The following is a 21,415-nucleotide window of genomic DNA, read 5'->3' as shown; positions in this document are numbered from 1 at the left end:
GGCACAGCTCCGGGACTCGTCGTTATCAATGAACTTTTCCGCCGCCTTGGCGGGACCACCGCCCCGGCACGGTTCGTGAACCGCAAGAACCACCGCCGGACAGCACAACCGGTCGCCGAGCCAGACAGGCCGACGTCCGCTCCAGGGAAGGACCCTTCGTGAGCGACACCACCGATCTGATGGGCGTGACTGCCGACAGCACGGTTGAGACCGCTGCCGCGCCCACCACGGACGCTGCTGCCGCGCCTACGCGCCGGCGCCGCGGCACCGGCCTCGAGGGCATGGTGCTGGCAGAGCTTCAGCAGGTCGCCTCCGGCCTCGGGATCAGGGGCACCGCGCGTATGCGCAAGAGCCAGCTGATCGAGGTCATCAAGGAGGCGCAGGCCGGCGGCGGCGCCGGCGCGAAGGCTTCGGGGGACACCGCGGAGGCGCCGGCCAAGCCGAAGCGCCGCGCCACCTCCAAGGCCCGCACCGCTGACGCCGAGACCGCTGAGGCCCCGGCCGAGAAGCCCGCCAAGGCGACCAAGGCCGAGAAGGCCACGGCCCAGCAGCAGATCGACATTCCCGGCCAGCCCGCGAGTGACGACGCCCCGGCCGGTGAGCGCCGCAGGCGCCGCGCCACCGCCGACGCCGGCAGCCCCGAGACGGCCGCCGCCGACACCGAGGCCAAGCAGGCCGTCGAGGCCAAGGCCGACGACAAGGCGGAGAACGCCGCGGACAACGCCGAGGGCCGCGGCAACCGCGACCGCGGCGAGCGCGGCAACCGCCGTGAGCGCGGCCGTGACCGCGAGCGCGGTGACCGTCGTGGCAACAAGGGCGACGAGCAGGGCAACCAGCAGCAGGGCGGCCGCCAGGACCGGCAGGACCGCCAGCAGCAGGGTGGCCGGCCGGACCGACAGGACCGTCAGGACCGGCAGGACCGCAACAACGGCCCGCAGGACGACTTCGACGACGAGGGTGGCCGTCGCGGCCGCCGGGGCCGTTACCGGGACCGTCGTGGCCGGCGCGGCCGTGACGAGATCAACGAGCCGCAGGTCTCCGACGACGACGTCCTGATCCCCGTCGCGGGCATCCTCGACATCCTCGACAACTACGCGTTCATTCGTACGTCGGGCTACCTGCCCGGCCCGAACGACGTGTACGTCTCCCTGGCCCAGGTCCGCAAGAACGGCCTGCGCAAGGGTGACCACGTCACCGGTGCCGTGCGCCAGCCCAAGGACGGCGAGCGCCGCGAGAAGTTCAACGCCCTTGTGCGCCTTGACTCTTCGAACGGCATGGCGGCCGACTCCGGCCGCGGGCGCCCGGAGTTCAGCAAGCTCACGCCGCTGTACCCGCAGGACCGGCTCCGCCTGGAGACCGACCCGAGTGTGCTCTCGACCCGGATCATCGACCTCGTGTCGCCGATCGGTAAGGGCCAGCGCGGTCTGATCGTGGCCCCGCCGAAGACCGGTAAGACCATGATCCTGCAGGCGATCGCCAACGCGATCACGGTCAACAACCCCGAGTGCCACCTCATGGTCGTCCTCGTGGACGAGCGTCCCGAGGAAGTCACCGACATGCAGCGGTCGGTGAAGGGCGAGGTCATCTCCTCGACCTTCGACCGTCCCGCCGAGGACCACACCACGGTCGCCGAGCTGGCCATCGAGCGCGCCAAGCGTCTCGTGGAGCTGGGTCACGACGTGGTCGTGCTGCTCGACTCGATCACCCGCCTGGGCCGCGCGTACAACCTCGCCGCCCCGGCCTCCGGCCGCATCCTGTCCGGTGGTGTCGACTCGACCGCGCTCTACCCGCCGAAGCGCTTCTTCGGTGCCGCGCGCAACATCGAGGACGGCGGCTCGCTGACCATCCTCGCCACCGCGCTCGTGGAGACCGGCTCGCGCATGGACGAGGTGATCTTCGAGGAGTTCAAGGGCACCGGCAACATGGAGCTCAAGCTCGACCGGAAGCTCGCCGACAAGCGCATCTTCCCGGCCGTGGACGTCGACCCGTCCGGCACCCGTAAGGAGGAGATCCTCCTCAACCCCGAAGAGCTGGCCATTGTTTGGAAGCTCCGCCGGGTGCTGCACGCGCTCGACTCGCAGCAGGCGATCGAGCTGCTTCTCGACAAGATGAAGCAGACCAAGTCGAACGCCGAGTTCCTGATGCAGATCGCCAAGACGACCCCTGCGCCGGGCAACGGCAACGACTAGTCGCCGGATCCGTTTCACTCAAAGTCCCGCTCCCGTCACACCTCGTGACGGGAGCGGGACTTTGTGCCTTTTCGGCGGTTACGGAACGGACAAGCCAGTGACCTTGACCACAGGTAAACTGCTGGGTAGCGGTGCTCGGCCCGGCCGCCTCCCGCGTCGAAGTCGCAGGTGAGGAGGGGACGTAGACCCCTCAATGCCCCAGCTGCGGGCGGCCGTGGCACACACGGCGGGCACAGCCCGTTCTTACGGAGCTCTTAATGTCCTGTGCAACCCTTTTTTCGGATTCAACGTCTGACAAGTGACGACGCTTGAGCAGGGGGTACCCGAACCCACCGAGGACTGAGGAGCACATGCCCGACGAGACCGACGAGCCCGCGAACAGCCCGCAACGGCGGCGACGCGGCGGCAATGGCCGCCGACGCAAGCCGCAGAGCGCGCGCCGCAAAGCCCTCGTCATCACGGCCTGGTCGGCAGCGTCCGTCGTCCTGCTCGGTGGCGCAGGCCTCGGGTATCTGTACTTCAAGCTCAACGGCAACATCCACGGCGTCGACATCAACTCCGCCCTGGGCACCGACCGTCCGGAGAACGTCGACAACGGCTCGATGGACATCCTGGTCCTCGGCTCCGACTCGCGCGCCGGCTCCAACTCCAAGTACGGCGGCGGCGACGGCGAGTCCGCCCGCTCGGACACGGCGATGATCCTGCACGTCTACGAGGGCCACAAGAAGGCCAGCGTCGTCTCCATACCGAGGGACACCCTGGTCACCCGCCCCGAGTGCGCGACCACCAAGGGCGGCACCGACCCCGGCGGCGAGCGCAAGATGTTCAACGAGTCCTACTCGGTGGGCGGCCCCGCCTGCGCCGTGAAGACCGTCGAGCAGATGTCCGGCATCCGCATGGACCACTACCTCGAGGTCGACTTCACGGGCTTCAAGAAGCTCATCGACGAGCTCGGCGGCGTGGACATCACCACCACCAAGGCGATCAAGGACCCGGACAGCCACCTCAACCTCAAGCCGGGCACGCACACCCTCAACGGTGAGCAGTCCCTCGGCCTCGTACGGACCCGGCACGCTGTGGGCGACGGCGGGGACCTCGGTCGAATACAGCTGCAGCAGGCCTTCATGAAGGCGCTGATCAACCAGGTCAAGGACGTCGGCGTCTTCACCAGCCCGAAGAAGCTCTACAGCCTCGCGGACACCGCCACCAGCACGATCACCACGGACTCCGAGCTCGACTCGCTGAACGACCTGATGAGCTTCGCGAACGGCCTCAAGGGCATCGAGTCCAACGACATGCACATGGTCACGCTCCCGGTGACGTACGACACCATCGACCCCAACCGCGTGGTTCCCCTGAAGAAGGAGACCCAGCTGGTGTGGGACGCGCTGAAGGCCGACAAGCCCATCCCCGCCGACGCCACCAAGGACTCCGCCGGTGACAAGGGCGATGCGGGCTCGTACGTCGAAGACAAATAGCCGGCGGCGCACCGGAGGGAAACCGTCCGGGGAATAGTTCCGGACCGACCCCGGTTTTGGGAGATACGGCCGGTCCTGGCAGACTGGTACGTCGGCCCCGGTTCACGCCCCCGCAATCCGCGAAGGCGACCCGGAGCCCTCCCGAAACTAGGAGAACCCCTTGAAGCGCGACATCCACCCCGAGTACGTCGAGACCCAGGTCAGCTGCACCTGCGGTGCGTCGTTCACCACCCGCAGCACGATCGAGGCCGGTTCCGTCCGTGCCGAGGTCTGCTCCGAGTGCCACCCGTTCTACACGGGCAAGCAGAAGATCCTCGACACCGGCGGCCGCGTGGCCCGCTTCGAGGCCCGCTTCGGCAAGAAGGCTGCTGCCGACTCCGCCAAGTAGCGAGTCACTGCGCCGGTCCTCGGTCGCCCCCGCCCAGGGGCGATCAGGACCGGCGTTTTTAGTCGTTCGCTCACATCAGTCTTTCTTTACGCACCCCAGGAGCCGGGAATGTTCGAGGCGGTCGAGGACCTCATCGGCGAGCACGCCGATTTGGAGCAGAAGCTCGCCGACCCGTCGGTCCACGCGGACCAGGCGAACGCGCGCAAGCTGAACAAGCGGTACGCCGAGCTGACCCCGATCGTCGCCACGTACCGGTCCTGGAAGCAGAACGGCGACGACATCGAGACCGCGCGCGAGTTCGTGGCCGACGACCCGGACTTCGCGGCCGAGGTCAAGGAGCTGGAGAAGGCACGCGAGGAGATCACCGAGAAGCTGCGGCTCCTCCTGGTCCCGCGCGACCCCAGCGACGACAAGGACGTGCTCCTGGAGGTCAAGGCGGGCGCGGGCGGCGACGAGTCCGCCCTGTTCGCGGGCGACCTGCTGCGGATGTATCTGCGGTACGCGGAGCGCGTGGGCTGGAAGACCGAGATCATCGACGCCACCGAGTCCGAGCTGGGCGGCTACAAGGACGTCCAGGTCGCCGTGAAGACCAAGGGCGGGAACGGCGCGACCGAGCCCGGCCAGGGCGTCTGGGCCCGCCTGAAGTACGAGGGCGGCGTGCACCGCGTACAGCGCGTGCCGTCGACCGAGTCGCAGGGCCGCATCCACACCTCCGCGGCCGGTGTGCTCGTCACGCCCGAGGCCGAGGAGGTCGACGTCGAGATCCACGCGAACGACCTGCGCATCGACGTGTACCGCTCCTCGGGCCCCGGCGGCCAGTCCGTCAACACCACCGACTCCGCCGTGCGCATCACGCACCTGCCGACCGGCGTCGTGGCGTCCTGCCAGAACGAGAAGAGCCAGCTCCAGAACAAGGAGCAGGCCATGCGTATCCTGCGCTCCAGGCTGCTCGCCGCCGCGCAGGAGGCGGCCGAGCAGGAGGCCGCGGACGCCCGCCGCAGCCAGGTCCGCACGGTCGACCGCTCCGAGAAGATCCGTACGTACAACTTCCCGGAAAACCGGATCTCCGACCACCGCGTCGGCTTCAAGGCGTACAACTTGGACCAGGTGCTCGACGGCGATCTGGACGCGGTGATCCAGGCCTGCGTCGACGCGGACTCCGCGGCGAAGCTCGCGGCCGCGCAGTAAGGCCCGCACTTGCTGGAGGGAACAGCGTGAACCTTCTGCTCGCCGAGGTGGCCCAGGCCACCCAGCGGCTGGCCGACGCCGGCGTGCCCTCACCGCGTTTCGACGCGGAGGAGCTCGCCGCGCACATCCATGGCGTCAAGCGCGGGGAACTGCACAACGTCAAGGACGGCGACTTCGACGCCCGCTACTGGGAGGCCATCTCCCGTCGCGAGGCTCGTGAGCCGCTGCAGCACATCACCGGCCGTGCCTTCTTCCGCTATCTGGAGCTCCAGGTCGGGCCGGGCGTCTTCGTGCCCCGGCCGGAGACCGAGTCCGTGGTCGGCTGGGCCATAGACGCCGTGCGCGCCATGGACGTGGTCGAGCCGCTCATCGTGGACCTGTGCACCGGCTCGGGCGCCATCGCGCTCGCCATGGCGCAGGAGGTCCCGCGCTCGCGCGTGCACGCCGTGGAGCTGTCCGAGGACGCCCTGGAGTGGACGCGGAAGAACGTCGAGGGGTCCAGGGTCGACCTGCGCCAGGGCGACGCCAGGGACGCCTTCACGGACCTCGACGGCCAGGTCGACCTGGTCATCTCCAACCCGCCGTACATCCCGCTCACCGAGTGGGAGTACGTCGCCCCGGAGGCCCGCGACTACGACCCGGACCTCGCGCTCTTCTCCGGCGAGGACGGCCTCGACCTGATCCGCGGCATCGAGCGCACCGCGCACCGGCTGCTGCGCCCCGGCGGAGTCGTCGTCATCGAGCACGCCGACACCCAGGGCGGGCAGGTCCCGTGGATCTTCACCGAGGAGCGGGGCTGGGCGGATGCAGCCGACCACCCCGACCTGAACAACCGGCCGCGCTTCGCCACCGCGCGCAAGGCGCTGCCGTAATGGCTTCCGCAATGACCGTCATCAACATGCCGCAGTACGCGTTCGAAGGGGCTGGGGAGTAATGGCACGGCGATACGACACGAACGACGCCACCGACCGCGCCACCGGTCTGCGCGAGGCCGCGTCCGCCGTCCGCCGCGGCGAGCTGGTCGTGCTGCCCACCGACACCGTGTACGGGATCGGGGCGGACGCCTTCAGCTCGGAGGCGGTCGCCGACCTGCTGGACGCCAAGGGCCGCGGCCGCAACATGCCGACCCCTGTCCTGATCGGCTCCCCGAACACCCTGCACGGCCTGGTCACCGACTTCACCGAGCAGGCCTGGGAGCTCGTCGACGCCTTCTGGCCCGGCGCGCTGACCCTCGTCGCCAAGCACCAGCCGTCCCTGCAGTGGGACCTGGGCGACACCCGTGGCACGGTCGCGATCCGGATGCCGCTGCACCCCGTCGCGATCGAGCTGCTCACCGAGGTCGGCCCGATGGCCGTGTCCTCCGCCAACCTCACCGGCCACCCGGCTCCCGAGGACTGCGACGCCGCCCAGGAGATGCTCGGCGACTCCGTCTCCGTCTACCTGGACGGCGGGCCCACGCCCGGCATCGTGCCCTCCTCGATCGTCGACGTGACCGGGAAGGTTCCGGTGCTCCTGCGCGCGGGTGCGCTCGACGCGGACGAACTGCGCAAGGTGGTACCCGACCTCGAGGTGGCCAATTGACGGCCCCAGAGGGGCGTGGCATAACGGGCTCCTGGAGCCCTTCGGAGCACTTCCGCATCCTCCACGTCAGCACCGGCAACGTCTGCCGCTCGCCCATCACCGAGCGGCTGACCAGGCATGCCCTGACCCATCGCATGGGTGACTTGAACGGCCTCATCGTGGAGAGCGCGGGTACGTGGGGCCATGAGGGCGCCGCGATGGAGACCAATGCGGCGGCGGTCCTCGCGGACTTCGGGGCGGACTCGTCCGGGTTCATGGGGCGGGAGTTGCTCGACGAGCACGTCATCCGGGCCGACCTGGTGCTGACCGCTACGCGCGATCACCGGGCGCAGGTCATCTCCATGGGGCACTCGGCGGGGCTCCGCACTTTCACCTTGAAGGAGTTCACCCGTCTTGTACGGGCCATAGATCCGGCCACGCTGCCGGATCCGCTGGGCGAGGGTGTGGTCGAGCGCGCGCGTGCGCTGGTGCGTGCGGCTGCGGCGCTTCGGGGCTGGCTGCTCGCGCCTTCCGCCGAGGCGGACGAGGTGTACGACCCGTACGGGGCGCCGCTTCCGTTCTTCCGCTCGATCGGCGACGAGATCCAGCAGGCGCTGGACCCGGTGGTGACGGCACTGACCGGGTTTCCTGCCGCGCGTAGGTAGGGACTTTCCCCCCCCACCCCGCCCCTTCCCGAAATCCTGCGGAGCTGTGTCCTCAAACGCCGGACGGGCTGATTCATCGAGGCCGGCCTCGATGAATCAGCCCGTCCGGCGTTTGAGGACAGTCTTTGAAGCCGGCGGCAGCCTTACGGGAAGGGGCGGGGTGGGGAGAACAAAAGGCGCGCCACCCACCCCCGGCCTACATTAAGAAGATGCCGGTCAGCACCGAACCAAGCGCCGCCGCCGCAGCGGCCCTCGCGGACTTCGAAGCCCTGCGCAGACAGGACCCCGAGCTGGCCGAGATCCTCAGCGGCGAGCTGAACCGCCAGTCCGACAGCCTGCAGCTGATCGCCGCCGAGAACTTCACCTCGCCCGCCGTCCTCGCGGCCCTCGGATCGGCCCTCGCCAACAAGTACGCCGAGGGCTATCCCGGCGCCCGCCACCACGGCGGCTGCGAGCTCGTGGACGTCGCCGAGCGCATCGCCGTCGACCGGGCCAAGGCCCTCTTCGGCGCCGAGCACGCCAACGTACAGCCGCACTCCGGGTCGTCGGCCGTGCTTGCCGCGTACGCCGCCCTGCTCCGCCCCGGCGACACCGTCCTCGCGATGGGCCTCCCGCACGGCGGCCACCTCACCCACGGCTCCCCGGCGAACTTCTCCGGGCGTTGGTTCGACTTCGTCGGGTACGGCGTCGACGCCGACTCGGGGCTCATCGACCACGAGCAGGTGCGTGCGCTGGCGCGTACGCACAAACCCAAGGCGATCGTCTGCGGCTCGATCTCCTACCCGCGCCACATCGACTACGCGGCCTTCCGCGCGATCGCCGACGACGTGGGCGCCTATCTGATCGCCGACGCCGCGCACCCGATCGGCCTGGTCGCCGGGGGAGCGGCGCCCAACCCGGTGCCGTACGCGGACGTGGTGTGCGCAACGACACACAAGGTGCTGCGGGGGCCCAGGGGAGGCCTGATCCTGTGCGGCGAGGACCTCGCCGAACGGATCGACCGGGCCGTCTTCCCCTTCACCCAGGGCGGCGCCCAGATGCACACGATCGCCGCGAAGGCGGTCGCGTTCGGCGAGGCGGCAACACCGGGATACACGGCGTACGCCCATCAGGTGGTGGCCAATGCGAAGGTGCTCGCCGACTGCCTCGCGGGTGAGGGCTTCCACCTCACCACCGGCGGCACCGACACCCACCTGATCGCCGCCGACCCGGCCCCGCTGGACGCCGACGCCCGTACGGCCAGGGGCCTGCTGGCCGGCGCGGGCATCGTCCTCGACACCTGCGCGCTGCCATACGGCGGAGCCGTATATGTCGGCGTCGGGGACGCGCGGGGCCTGCGCCTGGGCACGGCGGCGCTGACCACACAGGGGATGCGGGAGGCGGAGATGGCGCGTATCGCGGGGCTGTTCTCAGCCGCGTTGCGGGAGGATGGCGGGGAGCGGGCGGTGCGGGTGCGCGAGGAAGTGCGCGACCTCGCACGGCGGTTTCCGCCGTATCCGGACCGGTAGATCCCGAAAGATCCCGACGTATCCGGCCCGTACGGGGGTAGTCGGAGCGGGGGTGGGCGGAACGGATCGGGCCGACGTGCAACCATCGTCGCTACCCGAAAGTCCCCAACCATATGCGCGCAAAGCTAGGGTGTGGGGCTGAGATGGCCAGCGATACCTGTGGGGTAGCCCGTGCGTGAATACCTGCTGACGCTCTGCGTCACGGCTGCGGTCACCTATCTGCTGACCGGGCCGGTGCGGAAGTTCGCGATCGTGGCCGGGGCGATGCCGGAGATCCGTGCGCGAGACGTGCACCGTGAACCGACTCCGCGGCTCGGCGGCATCGCCATGTTCTTCGGCCTGTGCGCGGGTCTGCTGGTGGCCGACCACCTGGACAACCTCAACGAGGTCTTCGAGAACTCCAACGAGCCACGGGCGCTGCTCTCCGGCGCCGCCCTGATCTGGCTCATCGGCGTCCTGGACGACAAGTTCGAGATCGACGCCCTGATCAAGCTGGGCGGCCAGATGATCGCCGCGGGCGTCATGGTCATGCAGGGTCTGACGATCCTGTGGCTGCCCATCCCCGGCTTCGGCTCGGTCGCGCTGACCCAGTGGCAGGGCACGCTGCTCACCGTCGCGCTGGTGCTGATCACGATCAACGCGGTCAACTTCGTGGACGGCCTGGACGGCCTCGCCGCGGGCATGGTGTGCATCGCGGCCGCGGCGTTCTTCCTGTACGCGTACCGCATCTGGTACTCGTACGGCATCGAGGCCGCCGCCCCTGCCACCCTCTTCTCGGCGATCCTGATGGGCATGTGCCTCGGCTTCCTGCCGCACAACATGCATCCCGCGCGCATCTTCATGGGCGACTCGGGCTCGATGCTGATTGGCCTGGTGCTCGCCGCCGGAGCCATCTCCATTACCGGTCAGGTCGACCCGGACGCGATGAATCTGTACGTCGGTTCGGAGAAGGCCGCGGTGCACCAGACGGTGCCGGTCTACATTCCGCTGCTGCTCCCGCTCACCATCATTGCGGTGCCGACCGCGGACTTGGTTCTCGCGGTGGTCCGGCGAACCTGGCGCGGACAATCCCCATTCGCCGCCGACCGTGGCCATCTTCACCACCGACTGCTGGAAATTGGGCATTCCCACAGCCGGGCGGTGCTGATTATGTACTTCTGGTCAGGCGTCATCGCCTTTGGCACGCTTGCCTATTCGGTGCATTCCGCTTCGATGTGGATCGTGCTCGTGGTGGTCGCGCTGAGCGCGGTCGGGCTCGTGCTGTTGCTGCTTCCCCGGTTCACGCCGCGGACTCCGCGCTGGGCGGAGGCGTTCGTGCCGCCGCGCTACCGGCGTCGGCGGGCGGCCGCGGCCGAGGCGGCCCGGGCGGAGACCGCGGCCGCCTCGCAAGAGTCGGCACAGGAGGCCGGTGACGAGCCGCGTACGCCTGTCGCGGCGGGAGTCGGCACCGTCAACGGAGCGACCGCGATCGGCGCCCGTTCACGCTTCACGGACCGCCGCCGCGCGGGCAGTCGTCGCTGAGGTGGGGCTGAAATCGCCCCAATAGCACACAAGTTGCTGGCCTCGATGCACAGACGCGCGCGTTAACTCTCATGTGTGACGGCCAGCACACCGAGCAGGTAAAGACCTCATCAAATAGTTTGTGATACGGTTCACGAGATCCCGGGGTAGGGCCGAAAGACCGTAGTGCGACGGTCTGTTGGCAGGAGATCGCTCTTCTACCCGGGCTTACGCTCGTCCATGACGACAACTCGTCCCCGTTAGCAACAAGCGGAGCTGCCGCCATGCCGTCTCTCGACGCCCGGATTCTCCTCCCAATCGCCGTCCCCACAGCCGCCGTCGGTGCCATCAGCGCCGCCGTCAGTGCCGTGGTCGCCGGTGGCGAGGGAGCGATCGGTGCTGTCGTCGGCACGTTGGTGGTCATCGTCTTCATGGGGGGCGGGATTCTCGGCCTGCAGTACACGGCCAAGAAGTGGCCGCAGCTGTTCCAGGCCATGGGGTTGATGCTCTACACGACGCAATTGCTCGTGCTGTTCATCTTCGTCGCCATCTTCAAGAACACCACGCTCTTCAATCCGAGGACCTTCGCCGCCGGCCTCGTCGTCGCGACCATCACCTGGGTCGTTTCGATGGCGGTCGCTCACAAGAAGGCCAAGATTTTCTATGTCGATCCGGGCTCTTCGGACGCCCGGAAGGACGAGAAGTCGGGGTCGTCGCCGTGAACGGTAGGGCCGGGATAAAGAGCCGTTGGAAGTCCTGCTATCGTCCGGTGCCAACTGCGGCACTGCGGGCGCGGGCATCTGAGCTGACGCCTGTTCCATCGCGAGGCTCACTGCCTGATTGCCGCCCCCACATCCGAAACACCAGTCCGGTGCCGACCCGCGGCTGCGCGCCGCGCCGAGACAACGAGGTTGCCGTACCTATGCGTCACGCCGAAGGAGCCCGCGGTGAGTGCTGACCAAACTGAGCTCGCCTTTGACTGGAGCTGTCGGATCATGTCCGACAACGGCTGTGGCTTCCCGGCTCCGGGTCTGCACTCGTTCCTCTTCAAGCCGATGTTCACCGTCGGCGGGTTCGAGTTCAACAAGGTGATGCTGCTCGCGCTGCTCACCACGTTGGTCGTCATCACCTTCTTCTACGCCGCTTTCGGCAAGGCCAAGGTGGTCCCGGGCAAGCTCCAGCTGATGGGCGAGGCCGGCTACGACTTCGTACGCCGCGGCATCGTCTACGAGACGCTTGGCAAGAAGGAGGGCGAGAAGTTCGTCCCCTTCATGGTCTCGCTGTTCTTCTTCGTCTGGATCATGAACATCTGGTCGGTGATTCCGCTGACCCAGTTCCCGGTGGCGTCGGTCTTCGCCTACCCGGTCGTGCTCGCGGCCATCGTGTACCTGATCTGGGTGCCGCTGACCTTCAAGCGTCATGGCTTCGTGGGCGGCTGGAAGAACGTCACCGGCTACGACAACTCGCTCGGCCCGATCAAGTGGCTCGTGTCGTTCATCGAGCTCTTCTCGAACCTGCTGGTGCGGCCGTTCACCCACGCGGTGCGACTCTTCGCCAACATGTTCGCCGGTCACCTGATGCTGGTGATGTTCACCGTCGCCTCCTGGTACCTGCTGAACAGCTGGATGATCCCGGCGGCGGGCGTCTCCTTCGTCATGACCGTGGTCATGATCCTCTTCGAGCTTTTCGTGCAGGCCGTCCAGGCGTACGTCTTCGTGCTCCTCGCCTGCACGTACATCCAGGGTGCCGTCGCCGAGCACCACTGAGTTCACTTCCCCACCCAGATCGTCCGGTGGCCAACCCCCACCGGTCCGTGTAAGAGAAAGAAGAACTGGCATGTCCCAGATCCTCGCTGCGACCGAAGGTGTCACCGGCAACATCGGTGCGATCGGCTACGGCCTGGCCGCCATTGGCCCCGGCGTCGGCGTCGGCATCGTGTTCGGTAAGGGCACCGAGGCCCTGGCCCGTCAGCCCGAAGCTGCCGGCCTGATCCGTTCCAACCAGATCCTCGGCTTCGCCTTCTGTGAGGCCCTCGCCCTCATCGGCATCGTCATGCCGTTCGTCTACTAATCAAGAGTTTTCCACTCACTGGATACTCTTCGACGAAAGGCACTGATGTGATCGCCAACTTGGTGCAGCTGGCGGCCGAGGAGAAGCAGAACCCGCTGATCCCGCCCGGCCCTGAGCTGCTCGTCGGCACCATCGCCTTCGCCATCGTTTTCTTCTTCTTCTGGAAGAAGCTCCTCCCGACCATCAACAAGGTCCTGGAAGAGCGCCGCGAGGCGATCGAAGGCGGAATCGAGAAGGCCGAGGCCGCGCAGACCGAGGCTCAGAGCGTTCTCGAGCAGTACAAGGCTCAGCTCGCCGAGGCTCGGCACGAGGCCGCGCGTCTGCGCCAGGAGGCGCAGGAGCAGGGTGCTCAGCTCATCGCCGAGATGCGTGCCGAGGGCCAGCGTCAGCGGGACGAGATCCTCGCTGCCGGCCACTCGCAGATCGAGGCCGACAAGAAGGCTGCCTCGCAGTCGCTGCGTCAGGACGTGGGCAAGCTCGCCACCGACCTGGCCGGCAAGCTCGTCGGCGAGTCCCTCGAGGACCACGCCCGGCAGAGCCGCACGATCGACCGCTTCCTCGACGAGATCGAGGAGAAGGCCGAGGCGGCTCGATGACAGCGCACGGAGCGAGCCGTGAGGCGCTTGCTGCCGCACGTGAGCGTCTCGACGCGCTGACGGATAACACGGCCGTCGACGCGGTGAAGCTGGCGGACGAGCTGGCCGGTGTCACCGCACTGCTCGGCCGCGAGGTCTCGCTGCGCCGCGTCCTGTCCGACCCGGCCCAGTCCGGTGAGGCCAAGGCCGAGCTGGCGGGCCGCCTTCTGGGCGGCCAGGTCAGCGGTGAGAGCGCCGACCTGGTGGCCGGACTCGTCCGGTCCCGCTGGTCGCAGCCCCGTGACCTGGTGGACGCGCTCGAGGAGCTGGCGAACCTTGCCGACCTCACCGCGGCGCAGCAGGCGGGCAAGCTCGACAACGTGGAGGACGAGCTCTTCCGGTTCGGCCGGATCGTCTCCTCGAACACCGAGCTGCGTGCCGCACTGACCGACCGCACCGCCACCTCGGCGGCCAAGAGCGAGCTGCTGCGCAGCCTGCTCGGTGGCCGTGCCGAGTCGGCGACGGAGCGTCTGGTGACGCGCCTGGTGACCCACCCCCGTGGACGTAGCCTGGAAGCGGGACTCGAGTCCCTGTCCAAGCTCGCCGCGGACCGTCGGGAACGGATGGTCGCGGTAGTCACCTCGGCCGTGCCGCTGTCCGACGGACAGAAGCAGCGCCTGGCCGGTTCGCTGGCCAAGCTGTACGGCCGGCAGATGCACCTCAACCTCGACGTGGACCCCGCGGTCCTCGGCGGGATCCGGGTGCAGGTCGGCGACGAGGTCATCAACGGCTCCATCGCGGACCGCGTCGATGACGCAAGCCGCAAGATGGCCGGCTGACCGCAAGGTCAACCAACTCAACAAGCATTGCTAGCGGCCCTAGTTGGGCCGTGCAGAGGATTCCTGGGGGTCGACCCCAGACCCCCTTAGAAACTTCGGGCCCAACAAGGAGAGCAGGGAACCCAGATGGCGGAGCTCACGATCCGGCCGGAGGAGATCCGGGACGCGCTGGAGAACTTTGTCCAGGCGTACAAGCCGGACGCGGCCTCGCGCGAGGAGGTCGGCACGGTCAGCGCCGCCGGTGACGGCGTCGCGAAGGTCGAGGGTCTGCCCTCGGCCATGGCGAACGAGCTGCTGAAGTTCGAGGACGGGACCCTCGGTCTTGCGCTGAACCTCGAAGAGCGCGAGATCGGTGCCATCGTCCTCGGTGAGTTCAGCGGTATCGAGGAGGGGCAGCCGGTGCAGCGCACCGGAGAGGTCCTCTCCGTCGCGGTCGGCGAGGGCTACCTCGGCCGCGTCGTCGACCCGCTCGGCGCCCCGATCGACGGCCTCGGCGAGATCGAGACCAGCGGACGTCGCGCCCTCGAGCTGCAGGCCCCCACGGTCATGGACCGCAAGTCGGTGCACGAGCCGATGGAGACCGGCTACAAGGCCGTCGACGCGATGACCCCGATCGGCCGTGGCCAGCGTCAGCTGATCATTGGTGACCGCCAGACCGGCAAGACCGCCCTGGCCGTCGACACGATCATCAACCAGCGCGACAACTGGCGCACCGGCGACGTGAACAAGCAGGTGCGCTGCATCTACGTCGCCATCGGTCAGAAGGGCTCCACCATCGCCTCCGTGCGTGGTGCGCTCGAAGAGGCCGGCGCCCTGGAGTACACGACCATCGTCGCCGCCCCGGCGTCCGACCCGGCGGGCTTCAAGTACCTGGCCCCCTACACCGGTTCGGCCATCGGTCAGCAGTGGATGTACGAGGGCAAGCACGTCCTCATCATCTTCGACGACCTCTCCAAGCAGGCCGACGCCTACCGCGCCGTGTCCCTGCTGCTCCGTCGTCCGCCGGGCCGTGAGGCCTACCCGGGTGACGTCTTCTACCTGCACTCGCGTCTCCTCGAGCGCTGCGCCAAGCTCTCCGACGCCATGGGCAAGGGCTCGATGACGGGTCTGCCGATCGTCGAGACCAAGGCGAACGACGTGTCGGCGTTCATCCCGACCAACGTCATCTCCATCACCGACGGCCAGTGCTTCCTGGAGTCGGACCTCTTCAACGCCGGTCAGCGCCCCGCGCTGAACGTCGGTATCTCCGTCTCCCGAGTCGGTGGTTCCGCGCAGCACAAGGCGATGAAGCAGGTTTCCGGTCGTCTCCGCGTGGACCTCGCCCAGTTCCGTGAGCTCGAGGCGTTCGCCGCCTTCGGTTCCGACCTGGACGCCGCGTCGAAGGCCTCCCTCGAGCGTGGTCAGCGCATGGTCGAGCTGCTCAAGCAGGCTCAGTACCAGCCGATGGCCACCGAGGACCAGGTCGTCTCCGTGTGGGCCGGCACCACCGGCCGACTGGACGACGTACCGGTCGTGGACATCCGCCGCTTCGAGCGCGAGCTGCTCGACTACCTGCACCGCAAGGAGCAGGGCCTGATGACCTCCATCAAGGAGGGCGGCAAGCTGTCGGACGACACCCTCACGGCCGTTTCGGACGCCATCGCCGAGTTCAAGAAGCAGTTCGAGACCTCGGACGGCAAGCTGATCGGCGAGGACGCTCCGGCAGCCGTCGACGTCTCCAAGTGACGACGGAAGGGACCTGACTCATGGGAGCGCAGCTCCGGGTCTACAAGCGTCGCATCCGGTCCGTCACCGCGACGAAGAAGATCACCAAGGCGATGGAGATGATCGCCGCCTCGCGTGTCGTCAAGGCGCAGCGCAAGGTGGCATCCTCCACGCCGTACGCGACCGAGCTCACCCGCGCGGTCACCGCGGTGGCCACGGGTGCGAACGACAAGCACCCGCTGACCACCGAGGCCGAAAGCCCGACCCGGGCTGCGGTCCTGCTCCTGTCGAGCGACCGCGGACTGGCCGGTGCGTTCAACTCCAACGCCATCAAGGCCGCGGAGAAGCTCACCGCGAAGCTGCAGGGCGAGGGCAAGGAGGTCGACACGTACATCGTCGGCCGCCGCGGCATCTCGCACTACAACTTCCGTGAGCGCACGGTCGTGGGGCAGTGGACCGGCTTCACGGACGAGCCTTCGTACGCGGACGCCAAGGCGATCGCGGCGCCCCTGATCGAGACCATCGAGAAGGACACGGCGGACGGCGGCGTGGATGAACTCCACCTCGTCTACACCGAGTTCGTCTCGATGATGACGCAGGAAGCGGTCGCCTCGCGGCTGCTCCCGCTCAGCCTCGACCAGGTTGCGGAGGAGGCGGGCACCAAGGACGAGATCCGTCCGCTGTACGACTTCGAGCCGTCGGCGGAGGGCGTCCTCGACGCCTTGCTGCCGCGCTACGTCGAAAGCCGTATCTACAACGCGCTGCTCCAGTCGGCTGCTTCCAAGCACGCCGCCACGCGCCGCGCGATGAAGTCGGCCACCGACAACGCGGGTGACCTGATCACATCGCTCACCCGACTTGCCAACGCGGCCCGCCAGGCCGAAATCACCCAGGAAATCAGCGAGATCGTCGGTGGCGCTGCCGCCCTGTCCGACGCGACCGCGGGGAGTGACAAGTAATGACCACCACTGTTGAGACGGCGACGGCAACGGGCCGTGTCGCCCGTGTCATCGGCCCGGTCGTCGACGTGGAGTTCCCCGTCGACGCCATGCCGGACATGTACAACGCGCTGCACGTCGAGGTCGCCGACCCGGCGAACGAGGGCGAGAAGAAGACGCTGACCCTCGAGGTCGCCCAGCACCTGGGTGACGGCGTGGTCCGCGCGATCTCCATGCAGCCCACCGACGGCCTGGTCCGCCAGGCTGCGGTGACCGACACCGGCTCGGGCATCACCGTGCCGGTCGGTGACTTCACCAAGGGCAAGGTGTTCAACACCCTCGGTGAGGTGCTGAACTTCCCGGAGGAGAACGGCAAGGAGTCCGAGCGGTGGTCCATCCACCGCAAGGCCCCTGCCTTCGACCAGCTCGAGTCGAAGACCGAGATGTTCGAGACAGGCCTGAAGGTCGTCGACCTTCTCACCCCGTACGTCAAGGGTGGAAAGATCGGTCTGTTCGGTGGAGCGGGCGTCGGCAAGACCGTCCTCATCCAGGAAATGATCATGCGTGTGGCCAAGCTGCACGATGGTGTTTCCGTGTTCGCCGGCGTCGGCGAGCGCACCCGTGAGGGCAACGACCTCATCGACGAGATGGAAGAGTCCGGGGTTCTGGACAAGACCGCTCTCGTCTTCGGTCAGATGGACGAGCCGCCGGGCACGCGTCTTCGCGTCGCGCTCTCCGCGCTCACCATGGCGGAGTACTTCCGTGACGTGCAGAAGCAGGACGTTCTGCTCTTCATCGACAACATCTTCCGCTTCACCCAGGCCGGCTCCGAGGTCTCCACGCTGCTCGGGCGCATGCCCTCCGCGGTGGGTTACCAGCCGACCCTGGCGGACGAGATGGGTGTGCTCCAGGAGCGCATCACCTCGACCCGTGGTCACTCGATCACGTCCATGCAGGCGATCTACGTCCCTGCTGACGACCTGACCGACCCGGCCCCGGCCACCACCTTCGCCCACCTCGACGCGACGACGGTTCTCTCCCGTCCGATCTCCGAGAAGGGCATCTACCCGGCCGTGGACCCGCTGGACTCCACGTCCCGCATCCTGGACCCGCGCTACATCGCGCAGGACCACTACGACGCCGCGATGCGCGTCAAGGGGATCCTCCAGAAGTACAAGGACCTCCAGGACATCATCGCGATCCTCGGTATCGACGAGCTCAGCGAAGAGGACAAGCTGGTCGTCCAGCGCGCCCGTCGCGTCGAGCGCTTCCTGTCGCAGAACACCCACGCCGCCAAGCAGTTCACCGGCCTGGACGGTTCGGACGTGCCGCTGGACGAGTCGATCGCAGCCTTCAACGCGATCATCGACGGTGACTACGACCACTTCCCCGAGCAGGCGTTCTTCATGTGCGGTGGCATCGAGGACCTCAAGGCGAAGGCCAAGGAGCTCGGCGTCTCCTGAGTCGGGGCGCTCGTTTCGAGCGCCGCACTCGCCGCAGGGGGTGGGCCCGTCCCACCCCCTGCGGAACGCCCACTAGAATTTGACCCAACACCCGGCTGAACCGCCGGGTGGTGACCCGAGGAGCCACCCTTGGCTGCTGAGCTGCATGTCGAGCTGGTCGCCGCGGACCGCAGTGTCTGGTCCGGCGAGGCCACGATGGTCGTCGCGCGCACCACGTCCGGCGACATCGGCGTCATGCCCGGTCACCAGCCGCTGCTCGGTGTGCTGGCGTCGGGCCCGGTGACCATCCGTACAAGTGACGGCGATCCCATCGTCGCCGCTGTGCACGGCGGTTTCATCTCGTTCGCGGACAACAAGCTTTCGCTTCTTGCCGAGACCGTGGAACTTGCCGACGAGATCGATGTCCAGCGCGCGGAGCGGGCGCTCGAGCGTGCCAAGTCGGATGCCGATGCGGCAGCCGAGCGGCGCGCCGACGTACGGCTGCGTGCGGTGTCGGCGCGTTAGTCCGCGCTTGCGCCGAGAGATCGGACATATGACTCAGCCGCGGCCAGGCTGGAATTTTCCAGACCGGGTCGCGGCTGAGGCGATGCAGATGCCCTGCCAGTTCCGGAAAGCCTTCCGGGACGCGGACGATGCGAGGAGGTCGGCGTAGATGATCCTCGCTTTGTTTGTGTGCGGAATCGTGGTCGCGCTGGTGTTGCTGGGGCTCTTCGTCTTCGGCCTGCGGCGGCGCTTGATCCAGCGCTCGGGCGGGACGTTCGACTGCAGCCTGCGCTGGGACGCCCCTGCGGCCGGGGACACCTCCGGCAAGGGCTGGAGTTATGGCGTCGCTCGCTACAGCGGGGACCGGATCGCATGGTTCCGTGTTTTTTCCTACGCGATGAGGCCGCGGCGGGTGCTTGAGCGGGCGGCGATCGAGGTCGTGGACCGGCGTGCGCCCGAGGGCGAGGAGGAGCTTGCGCTCCTGTCCGACGCGATCATTCTGGGGTGCCGGCACAAAGGCACGCGCCTTGAGCTTGCGATGAGCGAGGATGCGCTCACGGGTTTCCTTGCCTGGCTCGAGGCTGCGCCTCCCGGGCAACGTGTGAATGTGGCTTAGGTCTTTTTCTTCCCCACCCCGCCCCTTCCCGAAATCCTGCGGAGCTTTCCGCCCTTCGGGCGGTGTCCTCAAACGCCGGACGGGCTGATTCATCAGAGCTTGATGAATCAGCCCGTCCGGCGTTTGAGGACAGTCTTTTCAGCCGGCGCCAGCCTTACGGGAAGGGGCGGGGCGGGGAAGAAAAGAAGCCGGACCGACAGGGGGCGTACCCGTCGATCCGGCTTCGTTCAGCTGGGGCCCCGAAGGGTTAGCCCAGGCCGCTGTTGATGGCGCTCACCAGCTCGCCATTGGTCGTGTCGCCGCTGAACTCCCAGAAGAACGCACCGCCCAGAGCCTGGTTCTTGGCCCAGGTCATCTTCGTGCCGACCGTCGCCGGGGTGTCGTACGACCACCAGTCGCTGCCGCAGTGGGCGTATGCCGTGCCGGCGATCGTGCCGTTCGCGGGGCACTTGGTCTTGAGGACCTTGTAGTCCTCGATGCCCGCCTCATAGGTGCCGGAGGCAGGACCCGTTGCCGTGCCGCCCGGCTCCTTCTGGGTCACTCCGGTCCAGCCCCGCCCGTAGAAGCCGATGCCGAGCAGCAGCTTGGCCGACGGGACTCCCTTGGCCTTCAGCTTCGCGATGGCCTCCGCAGAGTTGAAGCCGGCCTGCGGGATGCCCGCGTACGCGGTCAGCGGGGAGTGCGGGGCGGTGGGGCCGGTCTTGGCCCAGGCGCCGAAGAAGTCGTACGTCATGACGTTGAACCAGTTCGCGTACTGGGCCGCGCCACCGTAGTCGGCCGCGTCGATCTTGCCCCCGGACGAGGCGTCAGCCGTGATCGCGGCTGTGACCAGGTTGTTGGAGCCGAACTGGGTGCGGAAGGCCTGCATCATCGTCTTGAAGATCGCCGGTCCGCTGGTGTCGCAAGACAGACCGCAGGCGTTGGGGTACTCCCAGTCCAGGTCGATGCCGTCGAAGACGTCGGCCCAGCGCGGGTCCTCGACCAGGTCGTAGCAGGACTTGGCGAAGGCCGCCGGGTTCTTCATCGCCTCGGTGAAGCCGCCGGACCAGGTCCAGCCGCCGAACGACCAGATGACCTTGATGTTCGGGTACTTGGCCTTGAGCTTGCGCAGCTGGTTGAAGTTGCCGCGCAGCGGCTGGTCCCAGGTGTCGGCCACGCCGTCCACCGACTGGTCGGCGGTGTAGGCCTTGTCGTAGTCGGCGTAGGCGTCACCGATGGTGCACTTGCCGCCCTGGACGTTGCCGAAGGCGTAGTTGATGTGCGTGATCTTCGAAGCGGAGCCCGAGGTCGCGATGTTCTTCACGTGGTAATTGCGGCCGTAGACGCCCCAGTTGGTGAAGTAGCCCATCTTGACCTTGCCGCCGGGGCCGGGGTCGGTGCCGCCGCCGGTGGTGCGCACCGCGCGGGCGCCGCTCACCGGGCCGGTCTGGTCGGCGGTGTCGCGGGCCTGGACCGTGTACGAGTAGTCGGTGCCGGCGGTCAGGCCGGTGTTCGTGTACGTCGTCCCGGTGACGGTCGCGACCTTGGCGCCGTCGCGCAGCACGTCGTAGTTCTTGATGCCCTTGTCGTCCGTGGCCGCGGTCCAGCTCAGCTTCACCGAGGTGTTGGTGATGTCGGACGCGGTCGGGGTGCCGGGCGCGGAGGGCGGGTTGTCGCCGGGGACGCTCCCGCCGTCACAACTGCCCCCGTTCAGCTTGCAGTTGGAGGGGGAGCCGGGGCCCGCGCCGTTGAAGCCGAAGGAGACGGAGGCGCCGGGGGTGAGGGTGCCGTTCCAGGACTTGTTCTTGGCGGTCCAGTGGGTGCCGGAGTTGGTGACGTCCGCGTCCCAGGCCGAGGTCACCGACGTACCGGAGGGGAAGTCCCATTCGACGGTCCACGCGCTGATCGAGGCGGTTCCGGTGTTCTTGACGGTCCACTTGCCCTCGAAGCCGCTGCCCCAGTCCTGGGTCTTGGCGTAGGTGGCGGTTGCCTCCGCGGCCGCTGCCGCGGGGGCGGGGGAGGCGAGGCCGACGAGTGCGGCGAGGGGGAGGAGCAGGGTGGTGAGCCCTGCCGTGAGTCTGTGCCTGGTTCTGGGGGTGGGCCTGAAGCGCATGGCGCGCCTCCTCCGATGAAGGTTCGGACGTAATGGGGGTGGAACCCTGCGCCGCCCGTGAGCACCAGGACACATGGAGTGCTCACCGCAGTGTGCCGCGAGAGTAGAAAGGTCTGGACCTTACGTCAATAGGTCCAGACCAGTGTCTGATTCCTGTCC

The 21,415-nt window shown here is 67.9% G+C and carries 20 protein-coding genes; 19 read left to right on the top strand and 1 reads right to left on the bottom strand.

Going from position 1 to position 21,415, the window contains the following annotated elements:
* Positions 1-158: 158 nt before the first annotated feature.
* The 19 genes from rho (at position 159) to OG430_RS17305 (ending at position 19,164) form a co-directional block, all read left to right on the top strand.
* Positions 159-2,189, top strand: coding sequence for a transcription termination factor Rho (gene rho / locus OG430_RS17395; protein WP_327353427.1), 2,031 nt, complete (start codon positions 159-161; stop codon positions 2,187-2,189).
* Between the two features lie 350 nt (positions 2,190-2,539).
* Positions 2,540-3,667, top strand: a complete 1,128-nt coding sequence (locus OG430_RS17390; protein ID WP_327353426.1) for an LCP family protein — start codon at positions 2,540-2,542, stop codon at positions 3,665-3,667.
* A 160-nt stretch (positions 3,668-3,827) separates the two neighbouring features.
* Positions 3,828-4,055 carry a 50S ribosomal protein L31 gene (gene rpmE, locus OG430_RS17385; RefSeq protein WP_327353425.1) on the top strand — a complete coding sequence of 76 codons (228 nt, stop codon included), beginning with the start codon at positions 3,828-3,830 and terminating at the stop codon, positions 4,053-4,055.
* 108 nt (positions 4,056-4,163) lie between these two features.
* Positions 4,164-5,243, top strand: coding sequence for a peptide chain release factor 1 (gene prfA, locus OG430_RS17380; RefSeq protein ID WP_327353424.1), 1,080 nt, complete (start codon positions 4,164-4,166; stop codon positions 5,241-5,243).
* Between the two features lie 26 nt (positions 5,244-5,269).
* On the top strand, positions 5,270-6,115 hold the full coding sequence (gene prmC / locus OG430_RS17375) for a peptide chain release factor N(5)-glutamine methyltransferase (protein ID WP_327353423.1): 846 nt from the start codon (positions 5,270-5,272) through the stop codon (positions 6,113-6,115).
* 61 nt (positions 6,116-6,176) lie between these two features.
* A complete protein-coding gene (locus OG430_RS17370) occupies positions 6,177-6,824 on the top strand; it encodes an L-threonylcarbamoyladenylate synthase (RefSeq protein WP_327353422.1) in 648 nt (215 codons plus the stop codon).
* A complete protein-coding gene (locus OG430_RS17365) occupies positions 6,821-7,468 on the top strand; it encodes an arsenate reductase/protein-tyrosine-phosphatase family protein (protein WP_327353421.1) in 648 nt (215 codons plus the stop codon). Before OG430_RS17370 ends, OG430_RS17365 begins: the two co-directional genes overlap by 4 nt.
* Positions 7,469-7,677: 209 nt before the next feature.
* Entirely contained in the window at positions 7,678-8,976 is a 1,299-nt protein-coding gene (gene glyA, locus OG430_RS17360) for a serine hydroxymethyltransferase (protein ID WP_327353420.1), read from the top strand.
* A 171-nt stretch (positions 8,977-9,147) separates the two neighbouring features.
* The gene (locus OG430_RS17355; protein ID WP_327353419.1) at positions 9,148-10,497 is read left to right on the top strand and encodes an MraY family glycosyltransferase; all 1,350 of its coding nucleotides are present in this window, start codon (positions 9,148-9,150) and stop codon (positions 10,495-10,497) included.
* A gap of 263 nt (positions 10,498-10,760) precedes the next feature.
* Positions 10,761-11,198, top strand: coding sequence for a hypothetical protein (locus tag OG430_RS17350; RefSeq protein WP_327353418.1), 438 nt, complete (start codon positions 10,761-10,763; stop codon positions 11,196-11,198).
* Between the two features lie 273 nt (positions 11,199-11,471).
* Entirely contained in the window at positions 11,472-12,242 is a 771-nt protein-coding gene (gene atpB, locus OG430_RS17345) for a F0F1 ATP synthase subunit A (RefSeq protein WP_327359132.1), read from the top strand.
* A 70-nt stretch (positions 12,243-12,312) separates the two neighbouring features.
* Entirely contained in the window at positions 12,313-12,546 is a 234-nt protein-coding gene (atpE, locus tag OG430_RS17340; RefSeq protein WP_327353417.1) for an ATP synthase F0 subunit C, read from the top strand.
* Between the two features lie 47 nt (positions 12,547-12,593).
* Positions 12,594-13,142 (top strand): F0F1 ATP synthase subunit B, encoded by a 549-nt coding sequence (locus tag OG430_RS17335; protein ID WP_327353416.1) that lies wholly within the window; start codon positions 12,594-12,596, stop codon positions 13,140-13,142.
* Complete coding sequence (locus tag OG430_RS17330; RefSeq protein ID WP_327353415.1) at positions 13,139-13,960, top strand: F0F1 ATP synthase subunit delta; 822 nt, start codon at positions 13,139-13,141, stop codon at positions 13,958-13,960. The genes OG430_RS17335 and OG430_RS17330 overlap by 4 nt, the downstream gene beginning before the upstream one ends.
* 126 nt (positions 13,961-14,086) lie before the next feature.
* On the top strand, positions 14,087-15,685 hold the full coding sequence (gene atpA, locus OG430_RS17325) for a F0F1 ATP synthase subunit alpha (protein ID WP_327353414.1): 1,599 nt from the start codon (positions 14,087-14,089) through the stop codon (positions 15,683-15,685).
* A 20-nt stretch (positions 15,686-15,705) separates the two neighbouring features.
* Positions 15,706-16,623, top strand: a complete 918-nt coding sequence (locus tag OG430_RS17320; protein WP_327353413.1) for a F0F1 ATP synthase subunit gamma — start codon at positions 15,706-15,708, stop codon at positions 16,621-16,623.
* Complete coding sequence (gene atpD, locus OG430_RS17315; protein ID WP_327353412.1) at positions 16,623-18,065, top strand: F0F1 ATP synthase subunit beta; 1,443 nt, start codon at positions 16,623-16,625, stop codon at positions 18,063-18,065. Before OG430_RS17320 ends, atpD begins: the two co-directional genes overlap by 1 nt.
* A 129-nt stretch (positions 18,066-18,194) precedes the next feature.
* A complete protein-coding gene (locus OG430_RS17310; RefSeq protein ID WP_327353411.1) occupies positions 18,195-18,569 on the top strand; it encodes a F0F1 ATP synthase subunit epsilon in 375 nt (124 codons plus the stop codon).
* A gap of 148 nt (positions 18,570-18,717) precedes the next feature.
* Positions 18,718-19,164: a DUF2550 domain-containing protein gene (locus OG430_RS17305; protein ID WP_327353410.1), complete on the top strand. Its 447-nt coding sequence runs from the start codon at positions 18,718-18,720 to the stop codon at positions 19,162-19,164.
* Positions 19,165-19,411: 247 nt separating this feature from the next.
* On the opposite strand, the gene OG430_RS17300 is transcribed toward OG430_RS17305, so the two are convergent.
* Positions 19,412-21,256, bottom strand: coding sequence for a glycoside hydrolase family 18 chitinase (locus OG430_RS17300; RefSeq protein ID WP_327353409.1), 1,845 nt, complete (start codon positions 21,254-21,256; stop codon positions 19,412-19,414).
* Positions 21,257-21,415: the final 159 nt, after the last annotated feature.

Source organism: Streptomyces sp. NBC_01304 (assembly GCF_035975855.1).
Taxonomy (GTDB): Bacteria; Actinomycetota; Actinomycetes; order Streptomycetales; family Streptomycetaceae; genus Streptomyces.
This window is presented reverse-complemented; position numbering and strand designations above follow the sequence as displayed.